Consider the following 16620-nt stretch of genomic DNA (forward strand, 5'->3'; position numbering starts at 1 on the left):
TCGGTACGCTCAGCGCTTCCAGAAGGCCCGGCGCGGCTCGGCCTGCGGCGGGTTGCCGGCGGCCTTGTCGAGGGCCTCCAGGGTGAACCGCCAGAGGTCCTCGAGCGGGCGCTCCGCGATCGCGGCCGGCGTCAGGGCGCCGGTGAGGTCCCGCAGCTCGGGCAGGTCCAGCGCGGCCAGCCGCGAGCCGAGGTCCTCCAGCAGCTCCCGCCGCTCGTAGTCGGGCCGGTCGGCGGCCTCGCGGAGCCGGGCCGCCTCCTGCGCGGCGAGCTCCCGCACCTCGACGACCGTCGCGCGGACCTGCTCGGCCTGCGGGTGGGCCGGCCCGACGGCGACGGCCCGGGACGAGCCCCGGCCACGCAGCTTGCGGGCCATCCCGCCGCCACCCGTGGCGAACGGCGCCGGGTAGGGCATGCCGCCGGGCCGCGAGCCGGGCGGGCCGCTCGGGCCGGTCGGGGCGGGCGGGGCACTCGGGGCCATCGGCATCGGCATCGAGGCCGGCGCGGCGTGGAACGGCGGAGCGGCCATCGGAGCGGCGCGCAGCGGCTGCAGCGGGGGCCGCGGCACGGCGGTCGGCGGCTGCCAGCCGGCGGGTGTCTCGACCGGCTGGGTCACGCGGCGGGGCTCGTCCCCGTCGGTGACCACGCGGCTGTCGACGGCCACGTACGCCGTGAAGCGGCACAGCACGCCGAAGCGCAGCGACATGGTGGTGATCCGCTCCTCCAGGCCGCCGGAGGGGCCGCCCCCGGACACGTAGGCGTCCTCGAGGTCACGCAGCAGCGCCCGGGCCCAGACCGCGGTGAGGGCCGCGTTGTCGTGGCGCTCCGCGGTGACCGTCGCCGACCAGGGCTTGCCGTCGCGGGTCGTGCCGGCGACGGTGAGCGCGCCGGCGACCGGCCCGCGGTACCGCCCGGCGACGACAAACGGCACACCCGGGAACACGTCGGGGAGCCGCGCCGGGGTCTGCGTGCCGTCGACGAGGTCGAGGCCGGCGGGCGTGACCGTCACCCCGGTGAGGACCGGGGCGCCGATGCGCCGGTGGATGTGGTCCATCGCCGTGTCCAGGCGGTCCTCGCTCTCGACCAGCTCGCAGCGGCCGCCACCGGCGATGGCGAGCTGGCCGAGGAAGCCGGCGTTGACGGCCTGGTCGATGCCGACGGTGTGGACGCGCACGCCGCGCAGGGCCGTCGAGACCGTGCGCAGGATCTGGTCCTCGTTGCCGACCTGGCCGTCGGTGACCAGCACGAGCACGCGGTCGCGGGTCGTGTCGTCGAGCAGGCGCAGGCCGTCGAGCAGCGGCTGGAGCAGCTCCGTGCCGCCGCGGGCGTCGACCCTCGTCAGGTGTTCGACCGCGCGGTACCGGTGCCGGTCGGTGCCGGCGACGAGCCCGGCGGGCAGCGAGTCGGGTGCCTCGACGCGGTCGTCGAAGGCGAGCACCGTGAAGCGGTCGTGCGCGTCGAGCGTGTCGACGATCCGCGCCGCGGCCCGGCGGGCGGCGACCATCTTCCAGCCGCCCATGCTGCCGGAGCGGTCGAGCAGCAGCACCACGTCCTTGGGGCGGGGCGCCGTCTGCGCCGCCGGCGGGAGCACGGTCAGCCGGTAGGTGCCCTCCTCGCCGTCGGCGTCGGGCGTGAGGGTGAGACTCTGCGTGCCGGCGCCGTAGCCGATGCGCAGGACGAAGTCGCGGTCGGCGCGCTCACCCGGCAGTACCGTCAGATGTCCTTGATCCTCCACGACCGTGTGGAGGCTGGACCGGACCTCGCCGAGGGGCAGCCCGGCCGGGTCGATCGTCACGTCGATGCCCAGCCGCAGCGGGTTCGGGAAGCCGGGCAGCAGCACCGGCGGGCTGATCCGCGAGGCGTCCGGGACGGCGTCGGTGTCCAGCGCGTACCCGTCACCGACACTGTCACCGTCGAGCGGGGCGCCCGGGACGTATCGCGGGGCGACGACGAGCGGGAAGCGGTACGTCGCCTCGCCGTCCTCGAACGCCAGCGGCCCGACCAGGGACAACGTCACGCTGACCCGCTCGCCGGGCAGGATGTTGCCGACCCGCATCGTGAACACGTCGGGCCGCTCCTCCTCCGCGATCGAGGCGCGTTGACCGGCGGCGATCGCCGTGTCGTACGCCTCGCGGGCGGCCCCGCGCTCCTGCAGCTCGGCCTCGACGACCCGCCCGTCGGCGGTCATCGCCATGCGGATCACGGCGGCGCGGTCGGGCAGCGGGAAGATGTAGGTCGCCTCGAGCGGCGTGGTGTGGACGTTGACGAACTCCTGGACGAGGTCGGTGCGGGCGACGAGTCCGGTGATGGTGGCACGGACGTCGAGCCGGTCGAGGGGAAGATTCCCGCGCTCGGTGCGCAGGGCGCCGATCCCGGCCTCGTCCGCGGAGACGGCGACCCGGGCGGCCTCGGCCTCGGTCATCGTGGCGACTCTCATTTCGCACTCCCTGGGTTCGGCGTGGTGGACTGGTCGGCAGGCTGATCGGCAGGTTGGTCGGGCAGGATTCCCCGGCTGGTGAGCAGGTCGAGCAGCGGCCGGGCGGCGGCCCGGATCGCGGCCACGTCGTCGGCGCTGGGGTGCGCGGGCAGCAGCAGCACGGCGCCGCCCGGCAGTGGCACCCCGGTGAGCAGGCCGGGCAGGTCCGCTCCCGGCTCCGGCGACCGGTCCCCCGGTGGCCGTCCGCCCGGCACCGGTGGTGCCGGCCGGCGGACCGGCGGCTCGGCGGCCGGAGGGCGGTGGCTGCCCGGGGAGTCGGTCCAGAACCGCCGGCGGCCCTTCCCGGCTTCCGCCGGTCGGCCCCCGGCACCGGCACGATCACCCGGCACATCTTCGGGGATGCCGGATTTATCCGGATTGTTCGGGTGAATCACGCCCGACGCTCCCCCGGCAGTGCCGCCCGGCAGGGCCGCAAGGCCCTCGGGCACGTCGGCGATGGCGCCGAGCACCTCGTCCGGGACGTCCGCCAGCTCCACCTGGATGTCGGCGATCCGCTTCCCCTGCGACTGCAGGCGCTTGATCGCCACCAGTTGCAGCAGGTGACGCGGCCCGTAGAGGGCGACCCGGCCACGCATCGCCGGGCGGTCGACGAGGCCGATCGTCGCGTACCACCGGATGGCACGCGCGTCGGGCACGTCACGCACCCGCCCGTTCGGCGCACCCGCATAGGCGGCACCGCCGAGCGCGGCGGCCACCCGGGCCGTCAACTCGTCGAGCGTCCATCCTGTCGCGGTCATGCCGCCAACTATGACACTGTCACATGACACTGTCAACAAGTCGCGGCAGCCGCACCTCGGCGCGGATGCCCGGGCGGCCCTCGGCCAGCTTCACGGTGCCGTTGTGGCGGCGCACCAGCTCACGCACGATGGCCAGGCCGAGGCCGGTGCCGCCCGCGTCACGGGCGCGCCCGTCGTCGAGCCGGGCGAACCGGTCGAACACCCGCTCCCGCAGGGCGGCCGGGATGCCCGCACCGTCGTCCGTGACAGTGACAAGGACATGGTCACCCTCGGCGACGGCGGACAGGACGACCTTGGATCGGGCGTGCCGGACCCCGTTGTCGACCAGGTTGAGCACGATGCGGTGCAGCTCGTCCGGGTCGGCCTCGACCCACAGGGACTCCCCCGGCTCCACGGTGACGGTGTCGTACTTCCGTGCGATGTTCGACAGCAGCGTCGGCAGCTCGACGGGCTCCCGGGCGCCCACGCGGCCGTCGGACGCGTCGGCCCGCGCGAGCAGCAGCAGGTCGTCGACCAGGCGCTGCAGGCGGTCGAGGTCGACGAGCAGGTCGTCGCCGGCCGTGGCCCAGTCGCCGAGCTTCTGCGCCACCTCCACCTGGATCCGCATGCTCGCGAGCGGGCTGCGCAGTTCGTGGGCCGCGTCGGCGATGAACGACCGCTGCCGGGCGCGGGACTGCGCCAGCCGGTCGAGCATGTGGTTGAGCGTCACCGCGAGGCGCTGGATCTCGTCACTCGACGGCGGTACGGGCAGCCGCTCGTCGGTCGCCGCGCCGGTGATCCGCTCGGCGCCGGACCGCAGCCGGTCGACCGGGGACAGCGCGGCGCCCACGACCCGCCAGGCGATGGCGACGAGCACCACGACGAGCACCGGATACGTGACCCACAGCGAGGTGCGCAGCAGGACCTGGCTGCGCTGGTAGTCACCCAGCGGTACCGCCACCAGGACGATCCGGTCGTCGGACACCTTCCGCGCGGTGACGCGCAGCTGGTCCGGCTGCAGGGCGCGGTCGCCGGGCACCGTGACCCGGGTGCCGTCCATCGCGACGATCAGCTCGTCGGCGTGCAGCAGCGGCACGAGCCGGTCCGCGTTCCGGTCACCGGCGACGACCCGGTGCTGGGCGTCGAGCACCTGCACGACCTGCCCGGCCGGGGCGGGCAGCGGCTCGGGGACCTTGCCGCCCTCCACCAGCAGGTTGGAGATCTCGGTCGCGGTGCTGTCGGCGGAGCGATCGAGGGTCCCCCGGAAGCTGTACGTCATGGCGGTCGCCATCGCCACGCCGGCGATCGCCAGCCCGACGATGAGCCCGCTGGTCCCCAGCAGGACGAGACGACCGCGCAGCGACAGCTGCGACCACCACTTCATGCCGCCCCCGGACCGCTCATGCGTCCTCCGCTGCGCTCCGGCCGCCTGAGCTCCACCCTGAGCCCATGATGAGCGGCCCCTCCGCTCCGCTCCGGACCGCTCATGCGCCCTCCGCTGCGCTCCGGCCGCCTGAGCTCCACCCTGAGCCCATGATGAGCGGCCCCTCCGCTCCGCTCCGGACCGCTCATGCGCCCTCCGCTGCGCTCCGGCCGCCTGAGCTCCACCCTGAGCCCATGATGAGCGGCCCCTCCGCTCCGCTCCGGACCGCTCATGCCCGCAGCCGGTAGCCGGCGCCCCGGACGGTTTCCAGGGCGTCACGGCCGAGCTTGCGGCGCAGGTAGCCGACGTACACCTCAACCGCGTTCGGCGCGGTGTCGATGCTGGCGTCCCACACGTGGTCGAGCAGCTCGGTCTTCGACACGACCTGGCCGGGACGGCGCATGAGGTACTCCAGCAGCGCATACTCCCGGGCGGTGAGCACGATCTCGGCGCCCGCGCTGGTCACGCGGCGCCGCGCCGGGTCCAGCGCCAGCTCGCCGACGGTCAGCACACTGGGCCGCTCGGGCGCGCCGCGGCGCAGCAGGGCGCGCAGCCGGGCGACGAGCACCACATAGGAGAACGGCTTGGTCAGGTAGTCGTCGGCGCCGCAGTCGAGGCCGTCCGCCTGGTCGTACTCGCCGTCCTTGGCCGACAGCATGAGCACCGGCACCCAGTTCTTCTCCGCACGTAGCGCCTGGACCACCCGATACCCGGACAAACCGGGCAGCATGATGTCCAGAATCACCGCGTCATAACCGCCGTGCCTGGCCAGTTCCAGCCCGGTCGGGCCGTCGCCGGCCACGTCGACGGCGAATCCTTCCGCCTGGAGACCGCGCTGCAGCGCGTGCGCCATGCGTACTTCATCCTCCACCACGAGCAACCGCACGGGGACCAGCGTGGCACGCTGTCCTGTGGAACGGCACAGACGGTCTCAGCGATGTCACAGCCGACCCCGAGCAACATGGTCGGCAGGAGGTGTACCAATGTCCAACTTCACGTCACGACCCGTCCTTCGGTGGGCGGTGCCCGCGGCTGTTGCGGTCGCTGTGGTCGGAGCGGGCGTGGCCGCGAAGACCCTCGCCGTCGCCGCCGAGCCCGACCTGCCGCCGCGCACCGCTGCGCAACTGCTGGTCGACCTGCAGACCGCCCGTCTCGACGGACTGTCCGGCACCGTGGTCGAGCGCGCCGACCTCGGTCTTCCGGCGATTCCGTCCCTGACCGGCGAACAGAGCGCCGAGCTCACGTCGCTGGTCTCCGGCAAGCACACCCTGCGCGTGTGGTACTCCGGCCCTGACAAGGCCCGCATCTCACTGCTGGGCACACAGGGCCAGAGTGACATCATCCACAACGGCACCGACACGTGGTTGTGGAGCAGCAAGACCAACACCGCACGGCACTTCAAGGGCTCCCCGTCCGACGCGGACGAGAAGGGCCCGGCCGGCATCCCGAGCGACGTCCCGAAGTCGCCGCAGGAGGCCGCCGACCTGGCACTCAAGGCGATCGACCCGACGACGCAGGTCTCGATCGGCAACTCGGCCCGCATCGCCGGTCGCAACGCCTACGAGCTGATCCTCCGGCCGCGCGACACCGCGTCGCTGGTCAGCGAGGTCCGCCTGGCGATCGACGCACAGGAGAAGCTGCCGCTGCGCGTCCAGGTCCTCGCCCGGGGCCAGGCCAACCCGGCCTTCGAGGTGGCGTTCACGCAGGTGAGCTTCACCCGGCCGGACGACGGGCAGTTCGCGTTCAACCCGCCCGCCGGTGTCAAGATCGAGGAGCAGGACTCCGCCAAGGACCCGAAGGCGGCGGAACAGCAGCACCCCGAGGTCACCGGTAAGGAGCCGAAGAGCACCGTGGTCGGCACGGGCTGGACCTCCGTCTTCGTGATGCGCTCGTCCGACGGCAACGGCGCCGACCCCGCCGACGCGCAGAAGGCCCAGGACGTCATCAACCAGCTGCCGCAGGGCAACGGCGGCCGGACGTTCAACAGCAAGCTGTTCAGCGTGCTGATCACCGACGACGGCCGGGTGCTGGTCGGCGCGGTGACCCCGGAGCGGCTCTCGCAGGTGGCCGCGGACCCGGCGGCGGCGCTGAAGTAGGACCGGCTCAGTTCCGGAACGGGACCGTGGCGGCGCCACGGTCCCGTTCCACTTTCCGGTTGACCGCGGCCCGGGCGAGCGTGGCGACCGAGTACATGTCCCGGGCCTGGCGCAGCAGCGCCTCCTCGCCGGCGGTGTCCTGACGCACGGAGAAGCCGACCGTGCTGTACGCGAGGGCGCTGAACAGCAGGCAGGCCAGCACGCACACCGGCGTCAGCAGGGTGAACAGGTTCACGCCGGGGACCTCGCCGGCGACGGGGGCCACCTCGGCCCGTACCGCCGCCATCACCGTGTAGTGGGTGCCGCAGACGCCGACGGCCATGATGGCGGCGGCACACAGCATCGCCGCGTTCCCGCGGATCACGCTCACGCACCACAGCGTCACCGTGGCGGCGACGATCGAGGCGACGGCACCCGCGAGGAGGGTGCCCGGGTCGTACCGGATGATGCCGGCGATCCGCATCGCGAGCGGTCCGGTGCAGTGGACGGCGGTCAGCCCGAGCCCGGTGAGGACGCCGGCGGGCACGATCTTCCATCCGCTGGGGTGGCCGAAGCCGACGATGTACAACCCGAGGCAGTGCGCGACCACCGCGATGCCGAGGCCGAGCAGGACGACGGTGCGGTCGTACCGGACGACGGTCCCCGGCACGTCGGCGCCGAGCAGGGCCATGAAGTGCGGCACCCAGGTCCCGGAGCCGCCGACAGCGACCGCGGAGAGCGTCAGCCAGCGGGCCCGGCTGCCGCCGGAGGACGCCCGCGAGCGGATGGCGAGGCAGATGCCGGGCAGGCAGCCGAGGAAGGCCATGACGAGGGCCAGCACCGGCGTGATCCAGCCGTACGCGAAATGCTCAACCGCGGTCACGCTCGCCGATTCAGCCAGGACGTGGCCCGGCCCGGCCGGACAGGTTGTGCGTTTGCCCTCGACCACCCCGGGTACGCGACCACCATGAGCGAGTTCGAGGAGTACGTCGAGCACCACTCGACGATCCGGTCCGGCGCGGCCGGCCGGGCCACGAACGGCGAGGAACTGCCGGCCGGCTCGGCCCGCGAGGTCGATGAGGAGCTGGAGGCCGAGGAGCACGGCGGCTGGGCCGCTCCGGGCGAGACGCCGCCGGAGGCGGCGACGCTGCCGCCGGACATGGAGCAGGTCCCCGACCCCGACGGCTCCCGCCACCGCCTCTGACGCCGGCGAACTCGGCGGCCGCGCCGAGTGTCACGACCCAGCTTGGTGGAGCACCTGCTGGTCCTCGCTCGGACCCAGATCCGGCCAGCCCCGCTTCGGGTCGGTCTCCTCGAGCTCGACCCGATCCTCGGGCAGCACCCGGGCCGGCAGCTCACCGAACCGCACGTGCCGCAGGAACGCCAGCTCCGCATCGGTGAACTCGGTCATGCTTCGATCGTCCGCCGCCGCGAACACCCGCGCAAGGGCGCCGTGTCTCAGGGCCTGCGGCCGCTGAAGGCCAGCAGCCTGGTCTGCGGGTCCGCGTCGTCGGGCACCTCGACCCGCGGCCCGTAGTGGCCGCTCGCCCGCAGGACGGCGTCCATCGGCAGCATGCCCTCCAGCATCACCGCGCACCGTTGCGGGTCGAGGCGCTCGTCCTGGCCGGTGGCCCGGGCAAGGTCCCAGGTGTGCAGGAACACGTCCGAGGTGTAGAACATCGTGATCGCGGCCGGGACCGGCAGCTCACCCACGTTGCGGTCCTTCAGCATCAGGCCCGCGGTCGCCGGGTCGTCGAGCAGCGCCTGCACCGCGTCGGCGTGGGCCTGCCAGGCGCCGACCGGGTCGTCGTCGGGCGACGGGCCCTCCGGCAGCTCGACGCCCGCGCCGGACCGCAGGAACCCGGAAAGCCACTCGACCAGGTGACGGACCACGTCACGGGCCGCCCAGCCCGGACACGGCGACGGCCGGTCCCACGCGTCCGGGGCCGCGCCGCGCACCAGTTCGGTGAAGCGACCGGCCACCGTGCGGTGCTCCTCCGCCGGACTGGTCATGCGGGACCTCCTCAGGACAGCGGCGCTCGGGCGGGCGCCATACTGGACGGCATGGGTTACCTGATCGCGTTCGCCTCGCGGCGTCTGGTGCAGGACGAGTCACTGACCCCTGGCTACGTGTACCACGACCCGGAGGACGCCACGCTCCCTCCCGCGCCGGACGGGCGGCGGGCCAGCGGGTGGAACCTGCTTGTGGGTGACGAGACCGACGAGCAGCTCGCCGACGCCGGAGAGCTGCTGATGCCCGACCTGGAGTGGCTCGTCGAGCGGTACCCGGCCTTCGGCCGGATCGTCAGCGAGGGCTCGGAGGGCCGGCAGTTCGAGTGGGACGCGGACGAGGGGCAGTACACCGACATCGGCCCGTCGACGTTCCAGGACTGACTCCCTACTCGGGCAGCGGCAGGGTGATCGACGACGGCGACAGGATCTCCTGGCGGACGGCGCGCAGCTCCAGTTCGTGGCCCAGCGGGGCGCCGGTGCCCGGGTTCCGGGAAAACCTGGGATGGGCACCCCCGCTGACCTGCACGCGGATCCGGCGACCGGCCGCGAACCGGTAGGCCGTCGGCCAGAGCTCCACTCGCACCGGCCCGGCCGGGTCGTTCACGCGGGCCAGGCCGTCGCAGATGTTCCAGGACCGGCCCTGGTCGTCGACCTCGCACAGCCGGACGAAGACGTCGAAGTGCGGTGAGCTCGCGCGCACGGTGATGTCGGCGGCGACCGGGCCGACCACGTCGAGCGGCTCGGTCAACGGCGCCGACGTGAACGTCAGGACGTCGGCGCGCGACTCCACCGGCCGGTTGTCCCGCCGGCCGGAGATCTTGCCGACGAGGCGCGGCCCGCCGAGCGCCGGCGTCGGATCCCGGGGGTCGTAGGTGAAGGCGTCGAGCACCTCACCGTCCTGTCCCGGTTCCGTGGCCAGCTGGGCGCCGGCGCGGAGGTACCACTGCCGCCCCTGACCGTTCGGCGGCGGCCAGTCGGCGAGCTCGTGCCAACCGTCGGCCCCGCCGACGTGGACGCGCACCGGACGCTCCCGGATCTGCTCGGGTCCGCCGGTGTGCGCCCGGAACCAGGCGACCGACTCGGCGGCGGAGTGCTGGAAGAGGCCCGCACTGCCGTGGTGCCATGGGCCGATGGTGAGGTACGGCTGGAGACCCGCCTTGCGCAGCGCCGCGTAGTCCGACAGCTGCCAGGGCAGGAAGATGTCGTACCAGCCGCCGATCATGAGCACGGGCGCGGTGACGTTGGGCAGCCGGTGGGTGTGGCCGCGCTCGGTCCAGTAGGACGAGGCGGGGTCGGCCTCGGCGAGCCACCGTTGGAAGAACTCGATCTCGACGCCGGTGGTGATCCGGTCCGCCTCCGCGAGCGGCACACGGGCCAGGCCGCGCTGGAGCCGCGGCTGGCCGCGCAACAGCTCGACGGCGTTCTCCAGGCGCGGCCCCCGCTGCGCCTCCAGCAGCGCCGACCAGGTCAGGACGGTGTCGAGCGAGAACGCGCCGCCCGCGTAGGTCGGCGGCCCGAAGTCGGAGGCGGTGACAATGGTGGCCATCGCCTTGAGCTCGTCACCGGCCTCCGCGGCGAGGGCCCATTGGACGAAGCCGACGTAACTCGGGCCATACGTGAGGAGGCGGCGGTCGTACCATGGCTGGCACCGCAGCCAGTCGAGGGTGTCGAGCCCGTCTTCACGCTCCTGGAGCAGCGGTTCGAAGGTCCCGCCCGAGTCCGCCGTGCCGCGGCACGACTGGATCAGCACGTGGAAGCCCCGCTGGGCGACGGCCCGGCACAGCACGCTGACCGGAGCGCCACGCCCGTAGGGCGTGCGGACGAGCACGGTGGGAAGCTGGGCGTCGAGCAGGGGCTCATAGTGGTCGGCGCGCAGAATGGCCCCGTCGCGCATCCGGACCGGAATCCCCCGCGTGACCCGCACCCGGCCGGTCACCGCAGGCGGCAGTTTGAGCAAGCGACCAACCGGATCAAGCCTCATGTGTCCCGAGTCTATGAAGCACCGCGGAGACCCGCACCAAGCCGGGCCAGCCCCCGCCCGGTGGCCACCGGCCACCTGCTGCAGGGGGGCGGCGTCCGCCCTGCCGATACCGGGCTGCTGACGCCCGTCTCTCCCGAGGCTCGGCTGCACACGCGGCCAGCCACGGGTCCAGCGCTGCCCGGCGCCCGCCGGGGCCTCGCCGGGCCGCCCACGGACCCCGGTCGGCTGGGCCTGGCGTAGGTGGTCGGTGCAGGTGTTCATGATCCGGAAGAGTTGACGCCGTATATCGGCACGAAGTCTTCCGGATCATGCGCCGGCCCTTCGTGATCATGAAGGGTTATGGCACCAGGAGCTACCACAACCCTTCGCAGGCATGAAGACCGAAGCCCACAGCCATCCGAGATCACGCCCACCGCAAACAACGGCCACCAACGACTCGCCGTCAACCAACCACGGCGCCCACAGCACGGACCTTCAGAAGCCGAATGTGAAAGGGTCGCCGCGACCCTCCAAGCCGAATCAGCCCAAGCCGAATCAGCCCAAGCCGAATCAGCCCGGGCAGGCGACCGGCACCCAGCCGACGAGATCGCACAGGCGGACGCCACGCCCAACCACCCCGCCGGCAACTGCGGTCCAGCTCGCGACCACAGCGCAGCTTCGCGCTGCCGACGCTGCCGACCCGGACGCGGCCTGCCCGACGCCGACGCACCGCACAGCCCGGCGGGCACGTGGGCCGAGCCGGCGCGACGTGTGGATCAGTAGTTGGCGCAGCAGGACGTCATCAGGGCCTTGACGTTGTCGACGTATTGGCCGTTGGGGATGCCGGCCTTGCCCTTCGCCGGATCGACGCCGACCGTGCCCCAGTTGTACGCCGAGATGACGCCGTTGAGCAGCGCCGGGTTGGACAGGTCGAACGTGCCGTCCGCCTTGAACGCCTTCAGCTGGTTGCCGTAGTACGAGAAGAGCCAGGCGAGATACTGACCGCCGAGCATCACGTTGTCCGCCGGGACGTCGATCTCATATGTGGTGCCGAAGCGCTGGTTCATCCACGTCTCGGTGTCCGGCATGACCTGCATGACGCCCACGCCGCCGTCGCAGGCGTAGATGTTGGACTGCCAGCCGCTCTCCTGGTCCGCGATCGCATAGAGCAGCCGGACCGGCACGCGGATGGCCTGCTCGGCGGCCGGTGCTCTCGAGCCCCAGAACTGCGTCGTCGACGCGGTGTTGAGGTATTGCCGCACCTCTGACTTCGCTAGTTGCTTGCCCTTGTAGGTGGGCTGGCAGCCGGGCTTCGTCGTCTTCACCGGCGGTGGCGGGACCTCGGTGCGCTTGGCTGCGGGGGACTTCGTCGTGGCGGAAGGCGACGGCGACGGCGGTGGCGGCTCGGACGAGGGCGGCGGTGACGACGGCTCCTCCGAAGGGCTGGCCGACGCCGAGGAGGGCGTCGTGGCCGCGGCCGGCGTGGCGTCCCGGTCCGCGCCTCTGGCCAGGCCGACGATCACGCCGCAGGCGACGAGGACCACCGCCAGACCGCAGAACAGCAGGATGGTGCCGATGCGTCGCTTCACCGGGCTGCGCGGATATTCGGCGGTGTCGTCGCCCTCGTAGTAGCTCATGGAAACCTCCCCCGTGACCGGAAGGCTAACCGTCCGATGGCTGTCCGCGCTGCCCCGTCACCGTCCGTCGACAATTAGGGGCGCCGAACGTCACAGCACGCACAGTGCCCGGCGAGCGGCCGAGGGCGCCTGGAACAATGGGGGCCATGCAGACCCGCTCAGACCTTCGCAACGTGGCCATCATCGCCCACGTCGACCATGGCAAGACCACGCTCGTCGACGCGATGCTGCGCCAGGCCGGCGCGTTCCACGCGCGCGCCGAGCAGGTCGACCGGGTCATGGACTCGATGGACCTGGAGCGCGAGAAGGGCATCACCATTCTCGCCAAGAACACCGCGGTGCGGTATGTGCCGGAGGACGGCAGCGCGCCGATCACGATCAACATCATCGACACGCCGGGCCACGCCGACTTCGGCGGTGAGGTCGAGCGCGGCCTCACCATGGTCGACGGCGTGGTGCTGCTGGTCGACGCGAGCGAGGGGCCGCTGCCGCAGACCCGGTTCGTGCTGCGCAAGGCGCTGAAGGCGCGCATGCCGATCATCCTGGTGATCAACAAGGTCGACCGGCCCGACGCGCGCATCAAGGAGGTCGTCGACGAGACATATGAGCTGTTCCTCGACCTCGACGCCGACGAGGAGCAGATCGACTTCCCGATCGTCTACGCCTGCGCGCGTGACGGCATCGCCTCCCTCCAGCAGCCGAAGGACGGCACGGTGCCGGACGACAGCGACAGCCTCCAGCCGCTGTTCCGCACGCTGCTGGACACGATCCCCGCCCCGGCGTATGACGAGAACGCTCCCCTGCAGGCCCACGTCACCAACCTCGACGCCTCGCCGTTCCTCGGCCGTCTCGCGCTGTGCCGGGTCCGCCAGGGCACGATCCGCAAGGGCCAGACGGTCGCGTGGTGCCGCGAGGACGGCTCGATCCAGAACGTGCGCATCTCCGAGCTGCTGATGACCGAGGCGCTCGAGCGCAAGCCGGCCGAGGAGGCCGGGCCGGGCGACATCATCGCCGTCGCCGGCATCTCCGAGATCATGATCGGTGACACGCTGACCGACGCCGAGCAGCCGGTGCCGCTGCCCCGGATCACCGTCGACGAGCCGGCGATCTCGATGACGATCGGCACCAACACCTCGCCCCTGGCCGGCAAGGTCAAGGGCGCGAAGGTCACCGCCCGCCTCGTGAAGGACCGGCTCGAGCGGGAGCTCGTCGGCAACGTGTCCCTGCGCGTGCTGCCGACCGAGCGGCCCGACGCCTGGGAGGTCCAGGGGCGTGGCGAGCTGGCGCTGGCCATCCTCGTCGAGCAGATGCGCCGGGAGGGGTATGAGCTGACGGTCGGCAAGCCGCAGGTCGTCACCCGCGAGATCGACGGGAAGGTCCACGAGCCGACCGAGCGACTGACGATCGACGCCCCGGAGGAGTATCTCGGCGCGATCACTCAGCTCCTGGCCACCCGCAAGGGCCGCATGGAGCAGATGGTCAACCACGGCACCGGCTGGATCCGCATGGAGTGGCTGGTGCCGGCGCGCGGCCTGATCGGCTTCCGCACCGAGTTCCTCACCGACACCCGCGGCACCGGCATCCTGCACCACGTGTTCGAGTCCTACGAGCCGTGGTATGGCGAGCTGCGCACCCGCGCCACCGGCTCGCTCGTCGCCGACCGCGCGGGCGTGGCGACGCCGTTCGCCATGATGAACCTGCAGGAGCGGGGTTCGATGTTCATCGAGCCGACCACCGAGGTGTATGAGGGGATGATCGTCGGCGAGAACTCCCGCGCCGACGACATGGACGTCAACATCACCAAGGAGAAGAAGCTCACCAACATGCGGTCCTCGTCGGCCGACGAGACCGAAAAGCTGATCCCGCCGCGGAAGCTCTCGCTGGAGCAGGCCCTGGAGTTCTGCCGCGAGGACGAGTGCGTGGAGATCACGCCGGAGGCGATCCGGATCCGCAAGGTGATGCTGGACCAGAAGGACCGCGAGCGGGTGGCCCGCAAGCGGGCTCACGCGTAGCCCGCCGCGGGACGCTACTCCCCTGCACGCCGTTGGGGCGGCACCTCCGACGGCATGTAGCGGCCGGACTCGAGCGACCAGTCGAGGTTGCCACGGATCCAGTGGACGAGGTCGGCGACGCAGACCTTGACCGCCGGATCCGTGCTGTCCAGCCGCTCCATCGCCGCCATGAACTCGACGACCTGCTCGTCGTGCTCGGCGACCGCCGCATAGACGGCGTCCTCCAGCGACAGCTTCTGCTCACGCTGAAACGCGAAGACGATGTTGTGGTGGTCGCCGACCGCGGCTTCCTTCGGCCATGAGATCAGGTCGTTGAAGATCCCGATGATCGTGCCGGCGGACAGGCGCATGGCGCGGAACATGGGATCGGCCAGCGTCTCGGCGGGCAGCTCGACGCCGTGCATCGGCTCGATGAGGTCGAAGAACATCTCGGTGGCGGCGCTCTGGTACCGCATCCGGCGATACTCCTCGAGCCGCGGCGGCCGGTCCTCGGCCCGGTTGCCCGCCTCCCACAGCGTGCCGATCAGGTATCCGGCGACGTGCCCGACGAACCGCTCCCGCCAGGCGGGGCTGACCCGCTCCTCGGTGCGGTGCCAGACCTCGTCCAGCGCTCCGGTGAGCGGCCGGCCGAGCACCTCGCCCAGGACCGGGCTCGCCGCCGCTGGCGGCGCCTGCTCGCGCAGCAGCCGCACGAGTTCCTCGACGGCGGACCGGGTCGGCTCCGGATCGGTGACCAGAGCCCGCTCAAGCAGGTCGTCGAGCACGAAGATGCTGATCAGCCAGGCGGTGACCAGCTGCAGATCGGCCTGGCCCGCGTCCGGGTGGGCGCGGGCCATGAGGTTCGCGAAACGGGCCCGCGCGAAGGCCGCGCGGGCGCCGGATCGTTCGAGCAGCCCATGACGAGTGGCCCACTGCATGGACCAGCGCTGGACCGCGTCCACGTGCGGAGAGATCCGCGGCGTGAACGGGCACAGCACGGATGGGGCCGTGAGGTGGCCCGCCTGCGTGATCTCGTGCATCATGCATCACCCGCCCGCTGTGGTACCTCATAATCGCGCCTGATCGAGCTTGGCGCGACCTTGTTCGGGCGATTAGGAAGCATTAGTTGTTTTGTCTGGTTCAACAGTTGCTGCACGTGCGTCACGCTTCGACTTGACCAGCGATGCGGCGGTTGTGATCGCCAATGTGCCGATGATCACACTGAGCGATAGTCCGATTCCGATGTGCGGGGCCCATTCGACGTGCTCGCCGCCGTTGATGAACGGGAGGCTGTTGTCGGCGAGCGCCTCCAGGAACAGCTTCACGCCGATGAAGCCGAGGACCACCGAGAGGCCGATCGACAGGTAGACGAGACGGTCCAGCAGCCCGCCGATCAGGAAGTACAGCTGCCGCAGACCCATCAGCGCGAAGACGTTCGCGGTGAAGACCAGGTACGGCGCCGAGGTGAGCCCGAAGATCGCCGGGATCGAGTCGAGCGCGAAAATCAGGTCGGTGGTGCCGATCGCGATGAGCACGACGATCATCGGGGTCATGCGCAGGCGACCGCGCGCGTCACGGCTGGTGAGGCGCGATTCCTGGTAACGCTCCGTCATCGGCAGGACGCGGCGGGACCACCGGATGAGCGCGTTCTCCTTGAAGTCCTCTTGGTCGCTCTCGCCCTGCGTGGCCAGTTTGACGGCGGTGTAGATGAGGAAAACGCTGAAGATGTAGAAGACCCAGGAGAAGCGGCTGATGGCCGCGGCGCCGACGGCGATGAACCCCCCTCGCATCACCAACGCCAGCACGATGCCGATGAGCAGCACTTTTTGCTGGTACTGCCGGGGCACCTTGAACCGCGACAGGATGATCACGAAGACGAAGAGGTTGTCGACGGAGAGGCTGTACTCCGTCAGCCAGCCCGCATAGAACTCGCCTGCGTAGGTGCCGCCCCACCGCGACAGGACGAAGAGCCCGAACAGCACGGCCAGCCCGACGTAAACGGTGACCCAGATCGTCGACTCTTTGACGGACGGCTCATGAGGCCGGCGGGCGACGATCATCAGATCGAAGATCAGTATGACGCCCAGACCGACGAGTGTCGCAGTCCAGATCCAGCCGGCAACGTCCACGTGCGAATCCTCCGGTAGGCACACCACAGACCGCGCCGGTCCCTGGGGGACGCGCGGGCATGTGTAGTTGACACCGGAGGTCTCTTCCGCCACCCGCCAACGCCGGGTGACCGACGATGCCGGGTGACCGCCACGTTACCGCGGATGCACCGTGCTGACGACGATCGCCGCTGGGGAATA

At 71.5% G+C, this 16620-nt stretch carries 15 protein-coding genes; 4 read left to right on the forward strand and 11 right to left on the reverse strand.

The genetic code is table 11. The features are described from left to right. Nucleotides 1-9: 9 nt before the first annotated feature. The 4 genes from Dfulv_RS37255 to Dfulv_RS37265 form a co-directional block, all read right to left on the reverse strand. The gene (locus tag Dfulv_RS37255; protein ID WP_259858509.1) at nt 10-2436 is read right to left on the reverse strand and encodes a VIT domain-containing protein; all 2427 of its coding nucleotides are present in this window, start codon (nt 2434-2436) and stop codon (nt 10-12) included. Further along, nucleotides 2433-3233: a helix-turn-helix domain-containing protein gene (locus Dfulv_RS48465; protein ID WP_264675831.1), complete on the reverse strand. Its 801-nt coding sequence runs from the start codon at nt 3231-3233 to the stop codon at nt 2433-2435. Before Dfulv_RS48465 ends, Dfulv_RS37255 begins: the two co-directional genes overlap by 4 nt. 19 nt (nt 3234-3252) lie before the next feature. After that, the gene (locus Dfulv_RS37260) at nt 3253-4596 is read right to left on the reverse strand and encodes a sensor histidine kinase (protein WP_259858510.1); all 1344 of its coding nucleotides are present in this window, start codon (nt 4594-4596) and stop codon (nt 3253-3255) included. Nucleotides 4597-4864: 268 nt separating this feature from the next. Next, a complete protein-coding gene (locus tag Dfulv_RS37265; RefSeq protein ID WP_259858511.1) occupies nt 4865-5521 on the reverse strand; it encodes a response regulator transcription factor in 657 nt (218 codons plus the stop codon). Nucleotides 5522-5618: 97 nt separating this feature from the next. Here Dfulv_RS37265 and Dfulv_RS37270 point away from each other — a divergent pair, with 97 nt between their 5' ends. Further along, on the forward strand, nt 5619-6731 hold the full coding sequence (locus tag Dfulv_RS37270; RefSeq protein ID WP_259858512.1) for a LolA family protein: 1113 nt from the start codon (nt 5619-5621) through the stop codon (nt 6729-6731). Nucleotides 6732-6738: 7 nt separating this feature from the next. Here the strand turns inward: Dfulv_RS37270 and Dfulv_RS37275 are convergent, their stop codons facing one another. Then, nucleotides 6739-7593, reverse strand: a complete 855-nt coding sequence (locus tag Dfulv_RS37275) for an MHYT domain-containing protein (RefSeq protein WP_259858513.1) — start codon at nt 7591-7593, stop codon at nt 6739-6741. Between the two features lie 84 nt (nt 7594-7677). Between Dfulv_RS37275 and Dfulv_RS37280 the strand changes: the two genes are divergently transcribed. Beyond that, nucleotides 7678-7914 carry a hypothetical protein gene (locus Dfulv_RS37280; RefSeq protein WP_259858514.1) on the forward strand — a complete coding sequence of 79 codons (237 nt, stop codon included), beginning with the start codon at nt 7678-7680 and terminating at the stop codon, nt 7912-7914. A gap of 30 nt (nt 7915-7944) precedes the next feature. Here Dfulv_RS37280 and Dfulv_RS37285 read toward each other — a convergent pair whose 3' ends face one another. Together Dfulv_RS37285 and Dfulv_RS37290 are read right to left on the reverse strand one after the other, a co-directional pair. Continuing rightward, nucleotides 7945-8121, reverse strand: coding sequence for a hypothetical protein (locus Dfulv_RS37285; protein ID WP_259858515.1), 177 nt, complete (start codon nt 8119-8121; stop codon nt 7945-7947). Between the two features lie 47 nt (nt 8122-8168). After that, complete coding sequence (locus Dfulv_RS37290) at nt 8169-8723, reverse strand: TIGR03086 family metal-binding protein (protein WP_259858516.1); 555 nt, start codon at nt 8721-8723, stop codon at nt 8169-8171. A 51-nt stretch (nt 8724-8774) separates the two neighbouring features. On the opposite strand from Dfulv_RS37290, the gene Dfulv_RS37295 reads away from it, so the two are divergent. After that, nucleotides 8775-9104: a hypothetical protein gene (locus Dfulv_RS37295; RefSeq protein WP_259858518.1), complete on the forward strand. Its 330-nt coding sequence runs from the start codon at nt 8775-8777 to the stop codon at nt 9102-9104. Between the two features lie 4 nt (nt 9105-9108). Here the strand turns inward: Dfulv_RS37295 and Dfulv_RS37300 are convergent, their stop codons facing one another. Then, complete coding sequence (locus Dfulv_RS37300; protein ID WP_406567862.1) at nt 9109-10704, reverse strand: CocE/NonD family hydrolase; 1596 nt, start codon at nt 10702-10704, stop codon at nt 9109-9111. A gap of 755 nt (nt 10705-11459) precedes the next feature. After that, complete coding sequence (locus Dfulv_RS37305; protein WP_259858520.1) at nt 11460-12320, reverse strand: lytic transglycosylase domain-containing protein; 861 nt, start codon at nt 12318-12320, stop codon at nt 11460-11462. 146 nt (nt 12321-12466) lie between these two features. Here Dfulv_RS37305 and typA point away from each other — a divergent pair, with 146 nt between their 5' ends. Next, nucleotides 12467-14332 carry a translational GTPase TypA gene (gene typA / locus Dfulv_RS37310; RefSeq protein WP_259858521.1) on the forward strand — a complete coding sequence of 622 codons (1866 nt, stop codon included), beginning with the start codon at nt 12467-12469 and terminating at the stop codon, nt 14330-14332. Nucleotides 14333-14346: 14 nt separating this feature from the next. On the opposite strand, the gene Dfulv_RS37315 is transcribed toward typA, so the two are convergent. After that, nucleotides 14347-15354, reverse strand: a complete 1008-nt coding sequence (locus tag Dfulv_RS37315) for a terpene synthase family protein (protein ID WP_259858522.1) — start codon at nt 15352-15354, stop codon at nt 14347-14349. 69 nt (nt 15355-15423) lie between these two features. After that, nucleotides 15424-16440, reverse strand: a complete 1017-nt coding sequence (locus Dfulv_RS37320; RefSeq protein ID WP_259858523.1) for a TerC family protein — start codon at nt 16438-16440, stop codon at nt 15424-15426. Nucleotides 16441-16620 lie beyond the last annotated feature (180 nt).

It is taken from the genome of Dactylosporangium fulvum, assembly GCF_025137375.1.
Lineage (GTDB): Bacteria > Actinomycetota > Actinomycetes > Mycobacteriales > Micromonosporaceae > Dactylosporangium > Dactylosporangium fulvum.